Genomic DNA, 14,398 nt, shown 5'->3' with positions numbered 1-14,398 from the left:
ATCAAACGGGCAAGCGAGAGCCGATCGTTTCATGGCGGGCCTGAGGGCAGGGGCATTGGGTTGTACGTTGGTTCTTCCCTGTTTTGTGGCTCCGGCAGCTTATGCTCAAGAACCCGCAACACCTGCACCGCAGTCGGAAGTCGCGCCGCAGCCAGCAACCACACCTGAAGTAACAACGGCGCCAGCAGTGCCGTCGGCTGTGCCCGCCGAAACTGCGCAACCCGACCAGAAAGCTGTGGGTTCTCTTCCACACAACCTTTCGCCATGGGGCATGTTCATGGCGGCGGATTGGGTGGTTAAGGCGGTCATGATCGGCCTTGCTTTCGCATCGCTCGTCACCTGGACTGTCTGGCTGGCAAAGACGCTTGAGCTTGCCGGAGCGAGGGTTCGCGCCTACCGGGCGCTCAACGCCATTGGCAATGCCCGTACGCTGCGCGATGCCGAGCGGGCACTGGAAGGCCGGGGCGGGCCGGGCGCATTGTTCGTCAGCGCCGCCCGCGAAGAGGTGCGCATGTCGATCGATGTGCAGGAACACGCCAGCGCGGACGGGCTGAAAGAGCGGGTGGCATCGCGATTGGCACGCATCGAAGCACAGGCGGGCCGCCGTATGAGCCGCGGCACAGGCGTCCTTGCGACCATCGGCTCCACAGCACCCTTCGTCGGTCTGTTTGGTACGGTCTGGGGCATCATGAATGCCTTTATCGGCATTTCGGAATCACAGACGACAAATCTTGCAATCGTTGCGCCAGGTATTGCCGAAGCTTTGCTGGCAACGGCGATCGGTCTTGTTGCCGCTATCCCGGCAGTCGTCATCTACAACGTCTTCGCACGCTCAATCACCGGCTACCGGCAGCTGCTTGCGGACGCATCCGCAGGCGTTGAGCGCCTGGTCAGTCGTGACGTGGATTTTGCGCTGGTGCCAAAAGCGCAACATCCCCGTGCCGCAGCGGCAGAGTAGGAACCCGGTCATGGCTGGCGGTACCAGACACAACGCGTCGGACGACGACCTGCAGGAAAACCATGAGATCAATGTGACGCCGTTTATCGACGTCATGCTGGTTCTGCTCATCATTTTCATGGTGGCAGCGCCGCTTGCCACGGTCGATATCAACGTTGATTTGCCCGCCTCGACCGCGCAGTCCGCACCACGGCCGGAAAAACCCGTCTGGCTGACGCTTAAGGGAGATAAATCCATCGCTATTGGCGACGATACGGCTGCGCGTGAAACGCTCGGACGTTTCCTTGATCAACGCACGCAAAGCGAGAAGGAAACGCGGATATTCTTGCGTGCGGACAAATCCGTCGATTACGGTTCCTTGATGGATCTCATGAACGCGCTGAGGGATAGCGGCTATCTCAAGGTCGCTCTTGTCGGGCTTGAAAGCGCGCCGAACCAACAGATTGCCCCAAGCGGAAGCGCGCAATAATGCAAGGAGAGCCAACAACGACCAGGAGAGGGTTCTTTTGCCCCGATTGGCGCGAGATTGGTTTGTGGTCAGCTGCCGGTCTTGTCATAGTGTGTATTCATGCGGGCGCGGCCTGGTCCTTGCAGAATATTCAGCCTGATGAACCCTCCTCCGATATTGCCGCAGCGGTGATGATCGACATGGAACCGCTGCCGGCACCGGTCGCGGCACAGCCCGTAAGGCAAGAACTGCCTGTCGAACCGGAGCCGGTAAACCCCGAACCTGTCCAACAGGAGGCGGCAGCACCTGAGCCTTTGGAGCAAGTCCAAGCGGAGCCGGAGCCGCAAATTCAGCCCCTCGAGGAGATCACGCCAGACCAACCCGAGCCGGACCTGGCCGAAGCGGTATCGCCCGAACCGGAAGAAGCGGAACCTTTGGACGAGCAGGCGGAAAAACTGGTGGAGCTGCCGAAGGTCGAGGTGCCCCTGCCTGTTGTGCGCCCGCAACCCACCAGGCCTGACATTTCCAAGAAGCGGATCGTCGAGAAATCCGCCCGCAAGCCGATGAAGGCGACGGAGGCTGCCGTCAGGGACGAAGCGCCGCGCGAGGCAAAACGCCAGCCAGCAGCCTCTCCCAGTACTTCGCGCGGAGAAAAGGAGGATTGGAATTCCAGGGTGCGAGCCCATATTGCTCGCTACGCGCAGCGAGCAAGAGTGCGAGGCAAGGGAAAATCGGTCGGTTTGGTTGTTGTCGTGAGTGAAAGCGGCGACATCGTGTCTGTCGGCCTCGCCGCGGCTTCAGGGGATCAGGAGGTAGATCAAAGCGTGAGGCAAGCAGTGAGCCGTGCGCCCGCAACTCCGATGCCCCCTTCGGGTCTGTCCAGTGCCGAGAGACGCTTTAATGTGACAATCCGGGTCCGGTAAGAGTTATTGAATGGCTGCTCAAAATCATCCCCTGGCGATCGTCTCAGCGGCTTTCTCTGCAATCATGATTGTCGGCGAATTGGTATTGCCAGAGGTGATTGATGGCATGATCGAAGCATCAGCCACGCGCAACCCTTGAATGCCGCGCACGCGCAACTGCGGATCGACCACGGCCTCTGCATCAGCCCCCATGCGGCAGGTTCCGACGGGATGGAAGATCGTCGTGCCGATCGCGCCGGCAGCTTCAATGAGTTCTTCTTCGCTGCGATATTCTGCGCCCGGTTTGAATTCTTCGGGCTTGAACCGCTGCAGCGGCTTTTGCGCGACAATATTGCGGGTGATGCGAATGGAATCGGCTGCCACGTGACGATCGCTTGCCGTCGTGAGGTAGTTGGGCTGGATCGCCGGTTGGGCGCGGTGATCGGGCGTTTTGAGATGCACCGTTCCGCGGCTGTCGGGACGCAGATTGCAAACGCTCGCAGTAAAGGCCGGGAAGGCATGAACGTTCTCACCGAACTTTTCCAGCGACAAGGGCTGCACGTGATACTGCAGGTTGGCCGTGTCGAAAGATGGGTCGGAGCGGGTGAACACCCCAAGCTGGCTCGGTGCCATCGACATCGGGCCCGACTGGTTGAGCAGATACTCGAACGCAATTGACGCCTTGCCAAGGAGCCGGTTGGCCTTCTCGTTGAGCGTCGGAATGCCGGTGACTTTGTAGGCACAGCGCAGTTGCAGATGGTCCTGCAAGTTCTCGCCGACGCAGCGTCGTTCCAGAACCGGGTCGATGCCTGCAGCCTGCAGGACATCACCGCGACCGATGCCAGAAAGTTCGAGAATATGCGGCGAGCCGATTGCGCCAGCCGCGAGTATGACTTCGCGCCGGCATTGAACCTGGCGAATTTCGCCGGCCTGCTCGATCTCAACGCCGTTGACCTTCAATCCATCGAGGACCAGCTTGCGGACGTGGGCGCCCGTTTCCACCGTCAAGTTCACTCGCTTGCGGGCAGGGCGCAAAAAGGCTTTTGCCGTATTCCAGCGAATACCCCGTTTCTGGTTTACCTTGAAATAGGATGAGCCTTCATTGTCGCCACGGTTGAAATCATCGGTGCGCGGTATGCCTGCGGCTTCGGCCGCATCACGAAAGGCATCGAGGATGTCCCAATGCAAACGTGCTTCCTCGACGCGCCATTCGCCGCCGGAACCGTGGAAATCATCGCCGCCGAGGTAATAGTCTTCCGATTTCTTGAAATAGGGCAGGACATCGTCCCAGCCCCAGCCGCTACACCCGGCCTGACGCCAAAGGTCATAATCGCGGGCCTGTCCACGCATATAGATCATGCCATTGATCGAGGAGCACCCACCCAGCACCTTGCCGCGCGGATAGTTGAGCACGCGGCCGTTCAGGCCGGGTTCTGACTCGGTTGAAAAACACCAGTCCGTCCGGGGATTCGAGATGCAATAGAGATAGCCGACCGGAATATGGATCCAGGGGTAATTGTCCCTGCCGCCAGCCTCAAGCAGAAGAACTGAGACGTCCCTGTTTTCCGAAAGACGGTTGGCGAGCGTGCAGCCCGCCGTTCCAGCTCCGACGATGATATAGTCGTATGCGGTTGTCATTGGGGTCAATTCTCAGGCGTGCTTTCGAGCTTCTTGCCAAATCGCGAGGCGTAGAGCTCGCCAACGATGCCACGGCGAAAGACGAGGACACAGACCATGAAGATAATGCCCGTAATGACGGTAACCGGGAACTCGGAGGTTGCAAGATAGTTTTCCAGCGCAGCAACAAGGGCGGCGCCAAAGATCGGTCCGACGAGAGTTCCGATACCACCGAGCAATGTCATGAGAACCACTTCGCCTGACATCTGCCAGCTGACGTCGGTAAGGGTGGCGAACTGGAAGACGATCGCTTTCAACCCGCCGGCAAGACCGGTCAGCGCAGCGGACATGACGAACGCGGCGAGCTTATAGCGGGCGACCGAGTAGCCAAGCGATATTGCGCGGTTCTCGTTCTCGCGAACGGATTTGAGGATCATGCCGAAGGGCGAATTGATGATCCGCCAGATGATGAAAATGCCGATCAGGAAGACCGCGAGGACGAAGAAATACATGTTCAGCGGCTGGTTGAGATCGATGAAGCCAAACAGGTGGCCGCGCGGAACACCCTGAATGCCGTCCTCGCCATGTGTGAAAGAAGCCTGCAGGCAGAAGAAAGAAAACATCTGTGCCAGTGCCAGGGTGATCATCGTCGAGTAGATACCCTGGCGCCGGATCGCAAAAAAACCGATGATGAGTCCAAGGACAGTCGCCCCCGCCACGCCAACAAGAATACCCAGCTCGGGCGAGAGGCCCCATTCCTTGACGGCATGAGCGGTGAAATAGGCTGCCCCACCGAAAAAGGCGGCATGACCGAAGGACAAAATGCCGGTATAGCCGAGCAGAAGGTTAAAGGCGCAGGCGAAAAGCGCAAAGCATAGCACCTTCATCAGGAACACTGGGTAGAAATGGAAGGGCGCGAGGATCAGCAAGGCAATGCCGATGAGGATCAGCGCCATTTCCAGCGTGAGAAACCGGCCCTTTGCAGCAGCAGAAATGGTCGCATCGGTCATGTCAGACCTCCTTTCCGAACAGGCCTGCGGGGCGAACGAGAAGCACGATCGCCATGATGACGAAGATGACGATGTTCGACGCTTCCGGATAAAACACCTTGGTCAGCCCTTCGAAAATCCCGAGCATATAGCCGGTGACGATGGCGCCAAGAATGGATCCCATGCCACCGACGACGACGACGGCAAAGACCACGATGATCATGTTGGAGCCCATGAGCGGACTGACCTGATAGATGGGTGCCGCCATGATGCCTGCGAGCCCTGCGAGCCCTGCACCCAGACCATAGGTGAAGGTCAGCAGCAGCGGGACATTGATGCCAAACGCCCGCACCAGCGTCGGGTTCTCCGTCGCCGCACGCAAGTAAGAGCCAAGGCGGGTTTTCTCGATCAGCAGCCACGTGCCAAGGCAAATGACGAGCGAAGCGACGACGACCCAGGCGCGATATTTCGGCAGAAACATGAAGCCGAGATTGTAACCGCCGGCCAGGGCACTTGGCACTGCATAGGGTTGTCCCGCCGCACCGTAATAATAACGGAATGTGCCTTCGATCACGAGGGCAAGCCCGAAGGTGAAGAGCAGACCATACAGGTGATCCAGATTGTAAAGGCGCGACAAGGCAACCCGTTCGACGAAGGCACCCGCAATACCCACCACCAATGGTGCAAGGATGAGTGCGGGCCAGTAGCCGATGCCAAGTTCGGCCAGCAATAGATAGCCGACGAATGCACCGAGCATATACTGCGCACCGTGGGCGAAATTGATGACGCGCAACAGGCCGAAGATGATCGCCAGCCCGAGGCTGAGCATGGCATAGAACGAGCCGTTGATCAGGCCGATCAGCAATTGCCCAAGGAACGCTTGGAGTGGAACGCCGAAGATCATGGTCATATCGTCAGACCCCCAAGGCTTCGTTGAGCATCGTCATGCGGTCGGGCAGCTCCCTGACATGGAAATTGTCGATGATCTTGCCGTGATCGACGACGTAGAAGCGGTCTGCAACTTTGCTGGCAAACCGGAAATTCTGTTCCACCAGCAGAATGGTCATGCCGCGCTGTTTCAGGGTTACCAGAACTTCGCCGATGCGCTGGACAATCACTGGAGCCAGACCTTCCGTCGGTTCGTCGAGAAGCAGCAGCTTGACGCCCGTGCGCAGGATACGGGCGATCGCCAGCATCTGCTGCTCGCCGCCCGAAAGTTTCGTGCCGGGGCTGTTGCGCCGTTCCTTCAGGTTGGGAAACAGATCGTAAATCTCGGCGATTGACATGCCACCCTTGGCAACGACGGGAGGAAGGTTGAGGTTTTCATCAACCGAGAGCGTGGCGAAGATGCCGCGTTCTTCCGGCACGAAACCGATACCGGCATGCGCCGTCCGGTGCAGCGGCACGCGTGTCATGTCCTTGCCATCAAAATTTATGGCACCGGTGCGCTTGCGGATGATCCCCATGATGGAGCGCAGCGTCGTCGTCTTGCCGACGCCATTGCGGCCAAGCAGGGTGACCGTCTCGCCCTGATGAATATCCAGATTGACACCATGCAACGCATGACCTTCACCGTACCAGGCATGAAGATCGCGCACGCAAAGGAGTGGCTGAGACTCACTCATGTTCGGTTCCCATATAGGCGACGCGCACGCGTTCATCCTGGCTGACAGTCCGATAGTCACCCGAGGTGAGGATTTCACCGCGCTGAAGCACCGTCACCTTGTCGCAAAGGTCGGCGACGACTTTGAGATTGTGCTCAACCATCAGTATGGCGCGGTCCTTGGCCACTTCGCGGATGATATCGGAGACGATGTGGACGTCCTCATGACCCATGCCCGCCATCGGCTCGTCGAGCAGCAGCACCTTCGGATCGAGCGCCAGTGTCGTGGCGATTTCAAGAACCCGCTTGCGGCCATAGGAGAGGTCTGCGGCAAGATTGTTGCGCGCATCCTGCAACCCGACCGCCTCGATCAATTCCATTGCCCGTTCATTGAGCCGGTCCAGCGCGCGCATGGGCAGCCAGAACTGGGTGGAAAGACCACCGGGGCGCTGAAGGGCAACGCGAACATTGTCAAGAACGGTAAGATGGGGAAACACCGCCGAGATCTGGAACGAACGGACAAGACCCATGCGGGCCACCTTGGCAGGGTCGGTTTTCGTTATGTCATGATCAAGCAGGGTGATTGTTCCGCTCGATGGCTGAAGGAATTTGGTGAGCAGGTTGAAGACCGTGGTCTTACCCGCGCCGTTCGGACCGATCAATGCGTGAACCTTTGCATGATGCACATCGAGATCCACATTGTTGACGGCGATGAAGCCGCCGAAATCACGGCGCAAGCCACGGGCAGACAGGACGACGCGCGATCCCTGATCATCGCCGGCGCCGGGAGAGGATTGTCCTCCCCCGAACGCGGTATTGGTCAATGAAGCCGTCATGCGTTAGTTGACCAGCGGGCAGCCGCTTTCGGCTGGTTTGATATAGGCCTCATCACCCGGGACCGTCGCAAGAACCTTGTAGTAATCCCACGGGGCTTTGCTCTCATCGGGCTTTTTGACTTCCATCAGGAAGACGTCGCTGATCAGCCGGCCGTTGGCGCCGACTTTGGCACCACGGCCAAAGACGTCGTCGACAGGCATTTCATGCATTGCCGCCGCGACCTTTTCAGTGTCGTCCGTGCCGACTTTCTGAATGGCCTTCAAATATTGCGTTACGCCCGAATAAGTGGCGGCCTGGATCATGTTCGGCATGCGTCCGGTACGCTTGAAGTACTTCTGGCCAAACTCCCGCGATTGATCGTCGCGATCCCAGTAGAAGCTCTCCGTTAGCGTCAGCCCTTGCGCTGCCTCAAGGCCGAGGCCGTTCACTTCGGCCAGGGTAAAGAGGAGCGCGGCCAGGCGCTGGCCGCCGGAGACGATGCCAAATTCCGCAGCCTGTTTGATCGCGTTGGCGGTGTCCAGGCCAGCATTGGCGAGGCCGATGACCTTGGCGCCGGACGATTGGGCCTGCAGCAGGAATGAGGAGTAGTCTGTCGTTGCCAGCGGATGGCGCACGGTGCCGACCACCTTACCGCCCTTGGAGGTTACGAACTTGGATGTCTGTTCTTCAAGGGAATAACCGAAGGCATAATCGGCGGTGAGAAAAAACCAGCTGTCACCACCCTGGGCGACCAATGCGCCGCCGGTACCCACAGCGAGGGCATGCGTGTCATAGGCCCAATGAAAGCCAAAGGGCGAACATTGCTTGCCGGTCAGCTCTGTGGTGGCTGCGCCAGTGACAAGGTCGATCTTCTTCTTTTCCCTGGAAATGCCCTGCACGGCGAGTGCCACGGAAGACGTGGTCAATTCCATGATGGAGTCGACCTGTTCCGTATCATACCATTGACGGGCGATATTGGAGGCAATGTCCGCCTTGTTCTGGTGGTCGGCGGTAATAATCTCAATGGGTGCGTCCAGCACCTTGCCGCCGAAATCCTCGGCAGCCATTTTTGCTGCTTCATAGGACCATTTGCCACCAAAATCCGCATAAACGCCGGACTGGTCATTGAGGATGCCGATCTTGACCTTGCCGTCGGAAAGTTCCGCACTTGCTGCGGGAATAACCGTCGCCGCCATCAGCGCCGCCGTTGCAATCGTTAGTAATTTCATCCGTACTTCCTCCCAAAAATTGACCGCTCACAGGTCCATCCCATGATGGCTGTCGCGGACGAACTGGCTCAATTGAAAAATGCGATAGAGACCGTGCGGATATTGCCGCGTCTCGCTGCTATTCTCCTCCTCGGTCCGGCAGCTTGTTTTCGCGCCGGACAAATACTCACCCCATGATTGCCCTGTTTCTCCCGACCGGCAACCATGCTGTTGGAAAAAACTGTAACATTGACAAATAGGTACACAAACATCTATTTTCGCACATAATAAGTACAAAAATGCACACAGAGCGAAAGCAGGCGATGCGTCAATTCACCTGGGATGATTTGCAGTACTTCCTTGCTGTCGCCCGTACTGGACAATTGACCACCGCTGCACGGCGGCTGCGCACCAACCATGTCACGGTTTCACGGCGGATCGACCGGTTGGAGGAGGCCCTGTCGGCGCGCCTGTTCGAACGGAACCCGCGCGGCTATATCCTGACGGCGCTCGGCGAAAAACTGATTGAATCCGCCGAAATCATGGAACGTGAGGCTGATCGCTTCCAGAACGAAGCGTCGGGGGGAACAATTTCACTCAGCGGCGTCGTTCGCTTGAGCATCCTGGAAGGGTTTGCCAATTTCTTTCTGGCTGACCGCCTGCCAATCATGGCGCAGTCCTATCCCGGTCTGTCCGTTGAAATGGTGACGATCCAGCAGATCGTGTCGCTGTCACGGCGTGAAGCGGATTTGTCCATTACCCTGCATGCCACGAGAACAGGTCCGTACTATCAGGAAAAGCTGATGCCCTACCGCCTGTTTATCTACGGTTCGCAGGATTATCTCTCCCGCCATCCAGCGATCCGGCAGCAATCCGATCTCTCCAGCCACCGGTTCATCGGCTATATCGAAGACATGATCTTTACGCCGGGTCTCGATTATATGCGGGAGATCCTGCCTGGGTTGCGCGCGTCCTATCAAAGTTCCAGTATTTTCGCCCAGCTCAGTGCGACGCGAACAGGCTTTGGGCTTTGCATTCTGCCCTATTATATTGCCTGCAACTATCCGGAGCTCGTGCCAGTCATGCCTCAGCAGTTGCACCTCAATCGCGATTACTGGTTGATCTGCCATGACGATATCGTCAGCACGCCGCGCATACGCGCCTTGAGCAACTTCATCAAGTCGGAGCTGGAAAGCCAGGCGGCAATCTTTGCCGGTCAACCGCTTCTGGACTGATCAGGCAAAGCGGGCAGGAGACAGCAGTGGGAGAAGCGTTTCAACTGCTGTCTCTGGCGCGTGACCGCGGATAAGCGCTGCGGCAAGAGCAGAAAGGGCTGGGGCCGTCTGGATCCCGTAACCGCCTTGCCCGGCGAGCCAGAAGAATCCGCCGACCTTGCGGTCAAAACCTGCCACCGGCGTGCGGTCCGGTGCGAAGGTGCGCAAACCCGCCCAGCTGCTCTCGACGCGGGTAACCGGTGTGGTGACGGCCTGCTCGTAACGATAGAGCCCTTCGGCAAGGATCATGTCGTCAACAAAGGCGTCATGCGGTTCCACCGGGGTTTCGTCGCAAGGCGAGACGAACAGCCGTCCGCCATCCGGCTTCATGTACCAGGCCTCATTGACGTCATCGACCAGCGGCCAGCCCCTTGTGTCGTAATTATCCGGAGCCGGCAGCACGGCGATGGTCCGGCGCATGGGCGTGAAGCCAAGCGGCTGAACCCCGAAGCGCTGCGCGGTCATGTCGGCCCAGGCGCCCGATGCATTGACCACCGTTTGGGCGCGGAATGTCCGGTTGGCCGTTTCGACCCGCCATTGCCCGGCAATGTGCCGGGCGCTCGCGATGTCCGACTTCGTAAAAACTTGAACGCCGAGTGCCGCGGCTTTGCGCAACCAACCCTGATGCAGGGCATTGACATCGATGTCCCAGGCATCGGCCTGATAACAGGCGGCTTTGATATAGTCGCGGTTGAGGATCGGCACCATGGCGATTGCGGCATCGACGTCAATGGCCACTACCCCAACACCATTGCGCACGAACTCTTCGCAATCCTCGACGCCGCTCTCGTCCGCAACCGTCAGCGAGCCGCGCTTGCTCAGCAGCGGCTCAGGAAACAGGCTGATGTCGCGATGTTCAAACATCGGAGCGCTGGCATGGTTGAGTGCGCGAATGACGTCGTTGCCGTAATTGGGAAGGAAGATTGCCGCAGACCGCCCGGTAGAATGATAGCCTGGCTGGCTTTCGCGCTCGAGGATCACGATCTTGTGGGTGTCGGCCAAAGCCGCGGCCACGCCAGCCCCTGCGATACCTGCACCAATGATGAGAACGTCCGTTTCGATTGTTTCGGTCATGCTGTACCCAGATCTTTCAAATAGGGATTGCCGTTGATCGAGGCGGCAAAGGCGGCAGGATCGATATCAGCGAAGATCAGTTGCTCTGTGTCATCGTCGCAAGCCGCTATCAGCCGGCCATCGGGAGCGGCGATGCGCGAGAGACCGGCAAACGTAAAGCGGCCGTCCGCGCCGGCGTGATTAACATAGGCAACGAAAATCTGGTTCTCGAAGGCGCGCACCTGAATCATGTGAGTGGCGATGAAAGTGCCGGACGGACCGGCGGGCAGGGCAGTGGGAACGAGAACGATGTCAGCGCCACCTAGAGCAAGACGACGGACATTTTCGGGGAATTCCACATCGTAACAGATGAGCATGCCAAGCTTCAGCCCCCCCAACTCGACCAGGCAATTGGCGGGCCTTGCCGGCTTGAACAGGGATCGCTCATAATCACCATAAAGGTGCGACTTGCGATAGATCGAAGGCTGAGCACTGCCATTGACGAATGCCGCGCTGTTATAAACGTCTGCACCATCGCGCTCGGCGAACCCGGCGATGATGGCGATGCCTGTTGCCATCGATATTGCCTGTAGCGTCTTGACCTGCACGCCGTTCGCCGGCTCTGCCAACGCCGTGATGGCGTCACCCGCACCATAGCCAGGGAGGCAAAGTTCAGGCGTAATCAGCAGCTCAGCGCCACCCTTTGCCGCCTCGGTGGCAGTGCGCTCGATGCGTGCAAGATTGGCTTGCACGTCGCTGGTGACCGATTGCATTTGCAGTGCCGCGATACGCATCATGAATCATCCGAAGCCATGGCCCCAAGCAGCTTGGGCAGATCACCGAACTTGGCAACGAGCGAAAAGATCACGGCGGCTGTGGCGACGAACAGGATCGTGACAGAGGCCATCGTCGGGGTGTAACCATAGCGCAGTGCGTTGAAAATCTTGATCGGCAATGTTTCCAGAGTGAACCCTACCGTCATATAGGCAACGATATACTCGTTAAGCGATAGCACGAAGGCGAAGGCATAGCCGGAGACCAGATAGGGCAGGATCAACGGCAAAACGACCGTGCGGAATACCGTACGGTCATCGGCCCCCATCGTTGCTGCTGCCTCCACGAAGGAACGGTCGATGGCGGAAAAGCCAAGCGAAAGCGTTACCAGTGGCAGCGTCACGAAAAAGATTGCGTGGCCGATCACCGCCGTCCAGGGCTGACCATAGAAACCCGTTGTTGCCCAGAAAGTCAAAAGGCCGAGAGCCGTGATAACCGGTGGCAGCGTGAAGGGCGCGATGCCCAGCACCTGGAAGATATTCGCCCAGGGCGCTATGCGCCGCCACAAAAACCACGACAGCGGCAATGCAATCAGCACTGCCAGCGCGGCAGACGTCGTGGCCAGAACGACAGACGCAACGAGGGCAGCGCGCCATTCAGGGTTGCTAAAGATCTCACCGTACCAGCTGAGCGAAAAACCTTGCGGCGGGAAGGCCAGCGTCTGCTTGGCATTGACGGATACGCCGGCCACCACGATCAGGGGCAAGCTGAGAAAAAGGCCGATGACCAGGAAATAAAAGCGTCTGAGCCAGAGCATCATGCCTTTTCTCCCTTGCGTCCGATAAGCAATGTCAGCGCCACGAGCCCGAGCGTGACGAGCACAAGAAACACTGCCATCGCCGCGGCGAACGGCATGTTGGATTGATAGATCGCCTGATCGGTGATGAGCACCGAAAGGGTCCAATGCTGCGGGCGGCCGAGGATTTGCGGCAGGAGGTAGGAGCCAAGCGCGAAGATGAACACCATGATCAGCGTCGCCATGATGGTGTTGCGCAGCGCTGGCACCAGTACATTGAAAAAGGCGCGGATCGGCGAAGATCCCAGCGTTCGTGCTGCTTCCATCAGGGTTGGATCAAGCCGCACGATGGCGGGATAAAGCACAAGGATCGTGTAGGGCAGGGCCTGATAGACCATGCCGGTGAGGACAGCGCCAAAACTCGGGAACAATGCAACAGGCTGATCGAGGAGGCCAATCTTTACCAACAGGTTGCTGAGACCAGCTGTGCGGGAGAGCAGCGTCGACCAGGCGAAGCCGATGATGACTTCCGACAGCGATAGCACTGACAGCAGCGCCACGAGCCAGAACACCTGAAGGCGCCGTGTCAGCCTGCTGAGAAGATAGGTGAAGGGCAGTGCCAGCACCACACAGCAGATGGCGACCGTAATGGCAAGCATCAGCGAAAAGCCAAGTACGCCGCCAAAAAAGGCACTGAGAAAGCGCTCATAATTGGACAACACGAATGCCGGTGTGTAGAAACCACCTTCCTGGCGCTGAAAAAAGCTGACGGCAATCATCGTGCCAAACGGGACGACAAAAAAGAGCAGCAACATGCCGGCAGGGAAGAACAGCGGCCCATAATCGGCGACGGTTTGGGGAGGCTCGCGCTTCATTGCTTCAGTACCACGCAAACGTCGGGCGACAGGGAGATGCCGACGGCTTGTCCGGCAACGACCTCGGGCCGCTCGCGCGGCGTCGACACCGCAATAATCTGCTGGCCGCCGGCTTCGACAAAGGTTTCGATGGTGCCGCCAAGGTCGCGGACGAAGGTGACTGTTCCATCGATCGAGCCATTACCCGGCGCGGTCAGATGCACGTCTTCCGGCCGCACGGATATGGTGGCCTTTTGTGCCCCTGCCGGAAGGACCAGGCCCTGGACGCGGTGGCCGAATATGGTGGCCGCACCGGAGCTGTCGGCTCGGGTCTCTATGAGGTTGGTCGACCCGATAAAGTCGGCCACAAATGTATCAGCGGGCTTGCGGTAGATTTCGATCGGCGAAGCGGCCTGCCGGATATGCCCGCCATTCATGACCACGACCGTATCGGCCATGGTCATAGCCTCGCGCTGATCATGGGTGACAACAATGGTGGTGATGCCGAGCTTCTGCTGAAGCTGGCGCAGTTCGACCTGCATGGCCTCGCGCAGTTTTGCGTCGAGGGCGGACAGCGGTTCGTCGAGCAGGAAAAGCCTTGGTGAAAGCGCCAGTGCCCGGGCGATGGCTACGCGCTGGCGCTGGCCCCCGGACAATTTCGACACGGGCCGGCCGCCATAGCCGGACAGGTGGATCAGCGTGAGCAATTCGTCGACGCGCTTTTGCTGGTCCGCGCGAGGAGCACCGCGAATGCGTAGCGGGTAGGCAATGTTTTCGCCCACGCTCAGATGCGGGAAGAGTGCCAGAGATTGAAACACCATGCCAAGATTGCGCTTGTGTGTCGGTACGCGGGTAATGTCGGCGCCATCAAGCAGGATGGCACCGTTGGTCGGATCCTCAAGCCCGGCGATCATGCGCAACAGCGTGGTCTTGCCGCAACCCGACGGCCCAAGCAGGCACACGAATGTCCCGTGCGGCACGGCCAGCTGAACATTCTCCACTGCGGTGAATGTCCCGAATTGCTTGGTGACATTGTTCAATACCAGTCCGGACATCGGTCCCTCATCCTTTGATTGTCGTCAGCGCCACCCTTCGTCCGTGGGACA

Annotated in this window: 15 protein-coding genes; 4 read left to right on the top strand and 11 right to left on the bottom strand. The window is 58.7% G+C overall.

The window, feature by feature from the left end:
- Positions 1 to 31 precede the first annotated feature (31 nt).
- The 3 genes from exbB to CU103_RS17915 all read left to right on the top strand — a co-directional run bounded on the left by exbB (position 32) and on the right by CU103_RS17915 (position 2,329).
- Positions 32 to 958: a tonB-system energizer ExbB gene (gene exbB, locus CU103_RS17925; RefSeq protein ID WP_425350613.1), complete on the top strand. Its 927-nt coding sequence runs from the start codon at positions 32 to 34 to the stop codon at positions 956 to 958.
- 10 nt (positions 959 to 968) lie between these two features.
- Positions 969 to 1,427, top strand: coding sequence for a TonB system transport protein ExbD (gene exbD, locus CU103_RS17920; RefSeq protein WP_106665401.1), 459 nt, complete (start codon positions 969 to 971; stop codon positions 1,425 to 1,427).
- Between the two features lie 62 nt (positions 1,428 to 1,489).
- Positions 1,490 to 2,329, top strand: coding sequence for a TonB family protein (locus CU103_RS17915; RefSeq protein ID WP_106665400.1), 840 nt, complete (start codon positions 1,490 to 1,492; stop codon positions 2,327 to 2,329).
- Positions 2,330 to 2,353: 24 nt separating this feature from the next.
- Here the strand turns inward: CU103_RS17915 and CU103_RS17910 are convergent, their stop codons facing one another.
- From CU103_RS17910 to CU103_RS17885, 6 genes are read right to left on the bottom strand one after another with little or no spacing between them, the layout of a single operon-like run.
- A complete protein-coding gene (locus CU103_RS17910; protein ID WP_106665399.1) occupies positions 2,354 to 3,946 on the bottom strand; it encodes a GMC family oxidoreductase in 1,593 nt (530 codons plus the stop codon).
- Between the two features lie 5 nt (positions 3,947 to 3,951).
- Positions 3,952 to 4,881 (bottom strand): branched-chain amino acid ABC transporter permease, encoded by a 930-nt coding sequence (locus CU103_RS17905; protein WP_245448879.1) that lies wholly within the window; start codon positions 4,879 to 4,881, stop codon positions 3,952 to 3,954.
- A gap of 55 nt (positions 4,882 to 4,936) precedes the next feature.
- Positions 4,937 to 5,824, bottom strand: a complete 888-nt coding sequence (locus CU103_RS17900) for a branched-chain amino acid ABC transporter permease (RefSeq protein WP_106665397.1) — start codon at positions 5,822 to 5,824, stop codon at positions 4,937 to 4,939.
- Between the two features lie 4 nt (positions 5,825 to 5,828).
- Positions 5,829 to 6,539, bottom strand: coding sequence for an ABC transporter ATP-binding protein (locus tag CU103_RS17895; RefSeq protein ID WP_106665396.1), 711 nt, complete (start codon positions 6,537 to 6,539; stop codon positions 5,829 to 5,831).
- Positions 6,532 to 7,353, bottom strand: coding sequence for an ABC transporter ATP-binding protein (locus tag CU103_RS17890; protein WP_245448862.1), 822 nt, complete (start codon positions 7,351 to 7,353; stop codon positions 6,532 to 6,534). The genes CU103_RS17895 and CU103_RS17890 overlap by 8 nt, the downstream gene beginning before the upstream one ends.
- A gap of 3 nt (positions 7,354 to 7,356) precedes the next feature.
- Positions 7,357 to 8,562: an ABC transporter substrate-binding protein gene (locus tag CU103_RS17885; protein ID WP_106665395.1), complete on the bottom strand. Its 1,206-nt coding sequence runs from the start codon at positions 8,560 to 8,562 to the stop codon at positions 7,357 to 7,359.
- Between the two features lie 302 nt (positions 8,563 to 8,864).
- Between CU103_RS17885 and CU103_RS17880 the strand changes: the two genes are divergently transcribed.
- A complete protein-coding gene (locus tag CU103_RS17880) occupies positions 8,865 to 9,776 on the top strand; it encodes a LysR family transcriptional regulator (protein ID WP_106665394.1) in 912 nt (303 codons plus the stop codon).
- On the opposite strand, the gene CU103_RS17875 is transcribed toward CU103_RS17880, so the two are convergent.
- From CU103_RS17875 to CU103_RS17855, 5 genes are read right to left on the bottom strand one after another with little or no spacing between them, the layout of a single operon-like run.
- Positions 9,777 to 10,889, bottom strand: a complete 1,113-nt coding sequence (locus tag CU103_RS17875; RefSeq protein ID WP_106665393.1) for an NAD(P)/FAD-dependent oxidoreductase — start codon at positions 10,887 to 10,889, stop codon at positions 9,777 to 9,779.
- Complete coding sequence (locus CU103_RS17870) at positions 10,886 to 11,665, bottom strand: carbon-nitrogen hydrolase family protein (RefSeq protein ID WP_106665392.1); 780 nt, start codon at positions 11,663 to 11,665, stop codon at positions 10,886 to 10,888. Before CU103_RS17870 ends, CU103_RS17875 begins: the two co-directional genes overlap by 4 nt.
- Positions 11,662 to 12,462 (bottom strand): ABC transporter permease, encoded by an 801-nt coding sequence (locus CU103_RS17865; protein WP_106665391.1) that lies wholly within the window; start codon positions 12,460 to 12,462, stop codon positions 11,662 to 11,664. The genes CU103_RS17870 and CU103_RS17865 overlap by 4 nt, the downstream gene beginning before the upstream one ends.
- A complete protein-coding gene (locus CU103_RS17860) occupies positions 12,459 to 13,313 on the bottom strand; it encodes an ABC transporter permease (RefSeq protein ID WP_106665390.1) in 855 nt (284 codons plus the stop codon). The genes CU103_RS17865 and CU103_RS17860 overlap by 4 nt, the downstream gene beginning before the upstream one ends.
- Complete coding sequence (locus CU103_RS17855) at positions 13,310 to 14,347, bottom strand: ABC transporter ATP-binding protein (protein WP_106665389.1); 1,038 nt, start codon at positions 14,345 to 14,347, stop codon at positions 13,310 to 13,312. The genes CU103_RS17860 and CU103_RS17855 overlap by 4 nt, the downstream gene beginning before the upstream one ends.
- Positions 14,348 to 14,398 lie beyond the last annotated feature (51 nt).

Source organism: Phyllobacterium sophorae (assembly GCF_003010965.1).
Taxonomy (GTDB): domain Bacteria; phylum Pseudomonadota; class Alphaproteobacteria; order Rhizobiales; family Rhizobiaceae; genus Phyllobacterium; species Phyllobacterium sophorae.
The sequence above is the reverse complement of the archived record's forward strand: the minus strand, read 5'-3'. Positions and strand labels throughout refer to the sequence as shown.

Excerpts from the sequence above, each read along its gene's own strand:
- exbB (WP_425350613.1), top strand. The coding sequence starts at position 32 with ATGGCGGGCCTGAGGGCAGGGGCATTGGGTTGTACGTTGGTTCTTCCC.
- exbD (WP_106665401.1), top strand. The coding sequence starts at position 969 with ATGGCTGGCGGTACCAGACACAACGCGTCGGACGACGACCTGCAGGAA.
- CU103_RS17910 (WP_106665399.1), bottom strand. The coding sequence starts at position 3,946 with ATGACAACCGCATACGACTATATCATCGTCGGAGCTGGAACGGCGGGC.
- CU103_RS17905 (WP_245448879.1), bottom strand. The coding sequence starts at position 4,881 with ATGGCGCTGATCCTCATCGGCATTGCCTTGCTGATCCTCGCGCCCTTC.
- CU103_RS17900 (WP_106665397.1), bottom strand. The coding sequence starts at position 5,824 with ATGACCATGATCTTCGGCGTTCCACTCCAAGCGTTCCTTGGGCAATTG.
- CU103_RS17895 (WP_106665396.1), bottom strand. The coding sequence starts at position 6,539 with ATGAGTGAGTCTCAGCCACTCCTTTGCGTGCGCGATCTTCATGCCTGG.
- CU103_RS17890 (WP_245448862.1), bottom strand. The coding sequence starts at position 7,353 with ATGACGGCTTCATTGACCAATACCGCGTTCGGGGGAGGACAATCCTCT.
- CU103_RS17885 (WP_106665395.1), bottom strand. The coding sequence starts at position 8,562 with ATGAAATTACTAACGATTGCAACGGCGGCGCTGATGGCGGCGACGGTT.
- CU103_RS17880 (WP_106665394.1), top strand. The coding sequence starts at position 8,865 with ATGCGTCAATTCACCTGGGATGATTTGCAGTACTTCCTTGCTGTCGCC.
- CU103_RS17875 (WP_106665393.1), bottom strand. The coding sequence starts at position 10,889 with ATGACCGAAACAATCGAAACGGACGTTCTCATCATTGGTGCAGGTATC.
- CU103_RS17870 (WP_106665392.1), bottom strand. The coding sequence starts at position 11,665 with ATGATGCGTATCGCGGCACTGCAAATGCAATCGGTCACCAGCGACGTG.
- CU103_RS17865 (WP_106665391.1), bottom strand. The coding sequence starts at position 12,462 with ATGATGCTCTGGCTCAGACGCTTTTATTTCCTGGTCATCGGCCTTTTT.
- CU103_RS17860 (WP_106665390.1), bottom strand. The coding sequence starts at position 13,313 with ATGAAGCGCGAGCCTCCCCAAACCGTCGCCGATTATGGGCCGCTGTTC.
- CU103_RS17855 (WP_106665389.1), bottom strand. The coding sequence starts at position 14,347 with ATGTCCGGACTGGTATTGAACAATGTCACCAAGCAATTCGGGACATTC.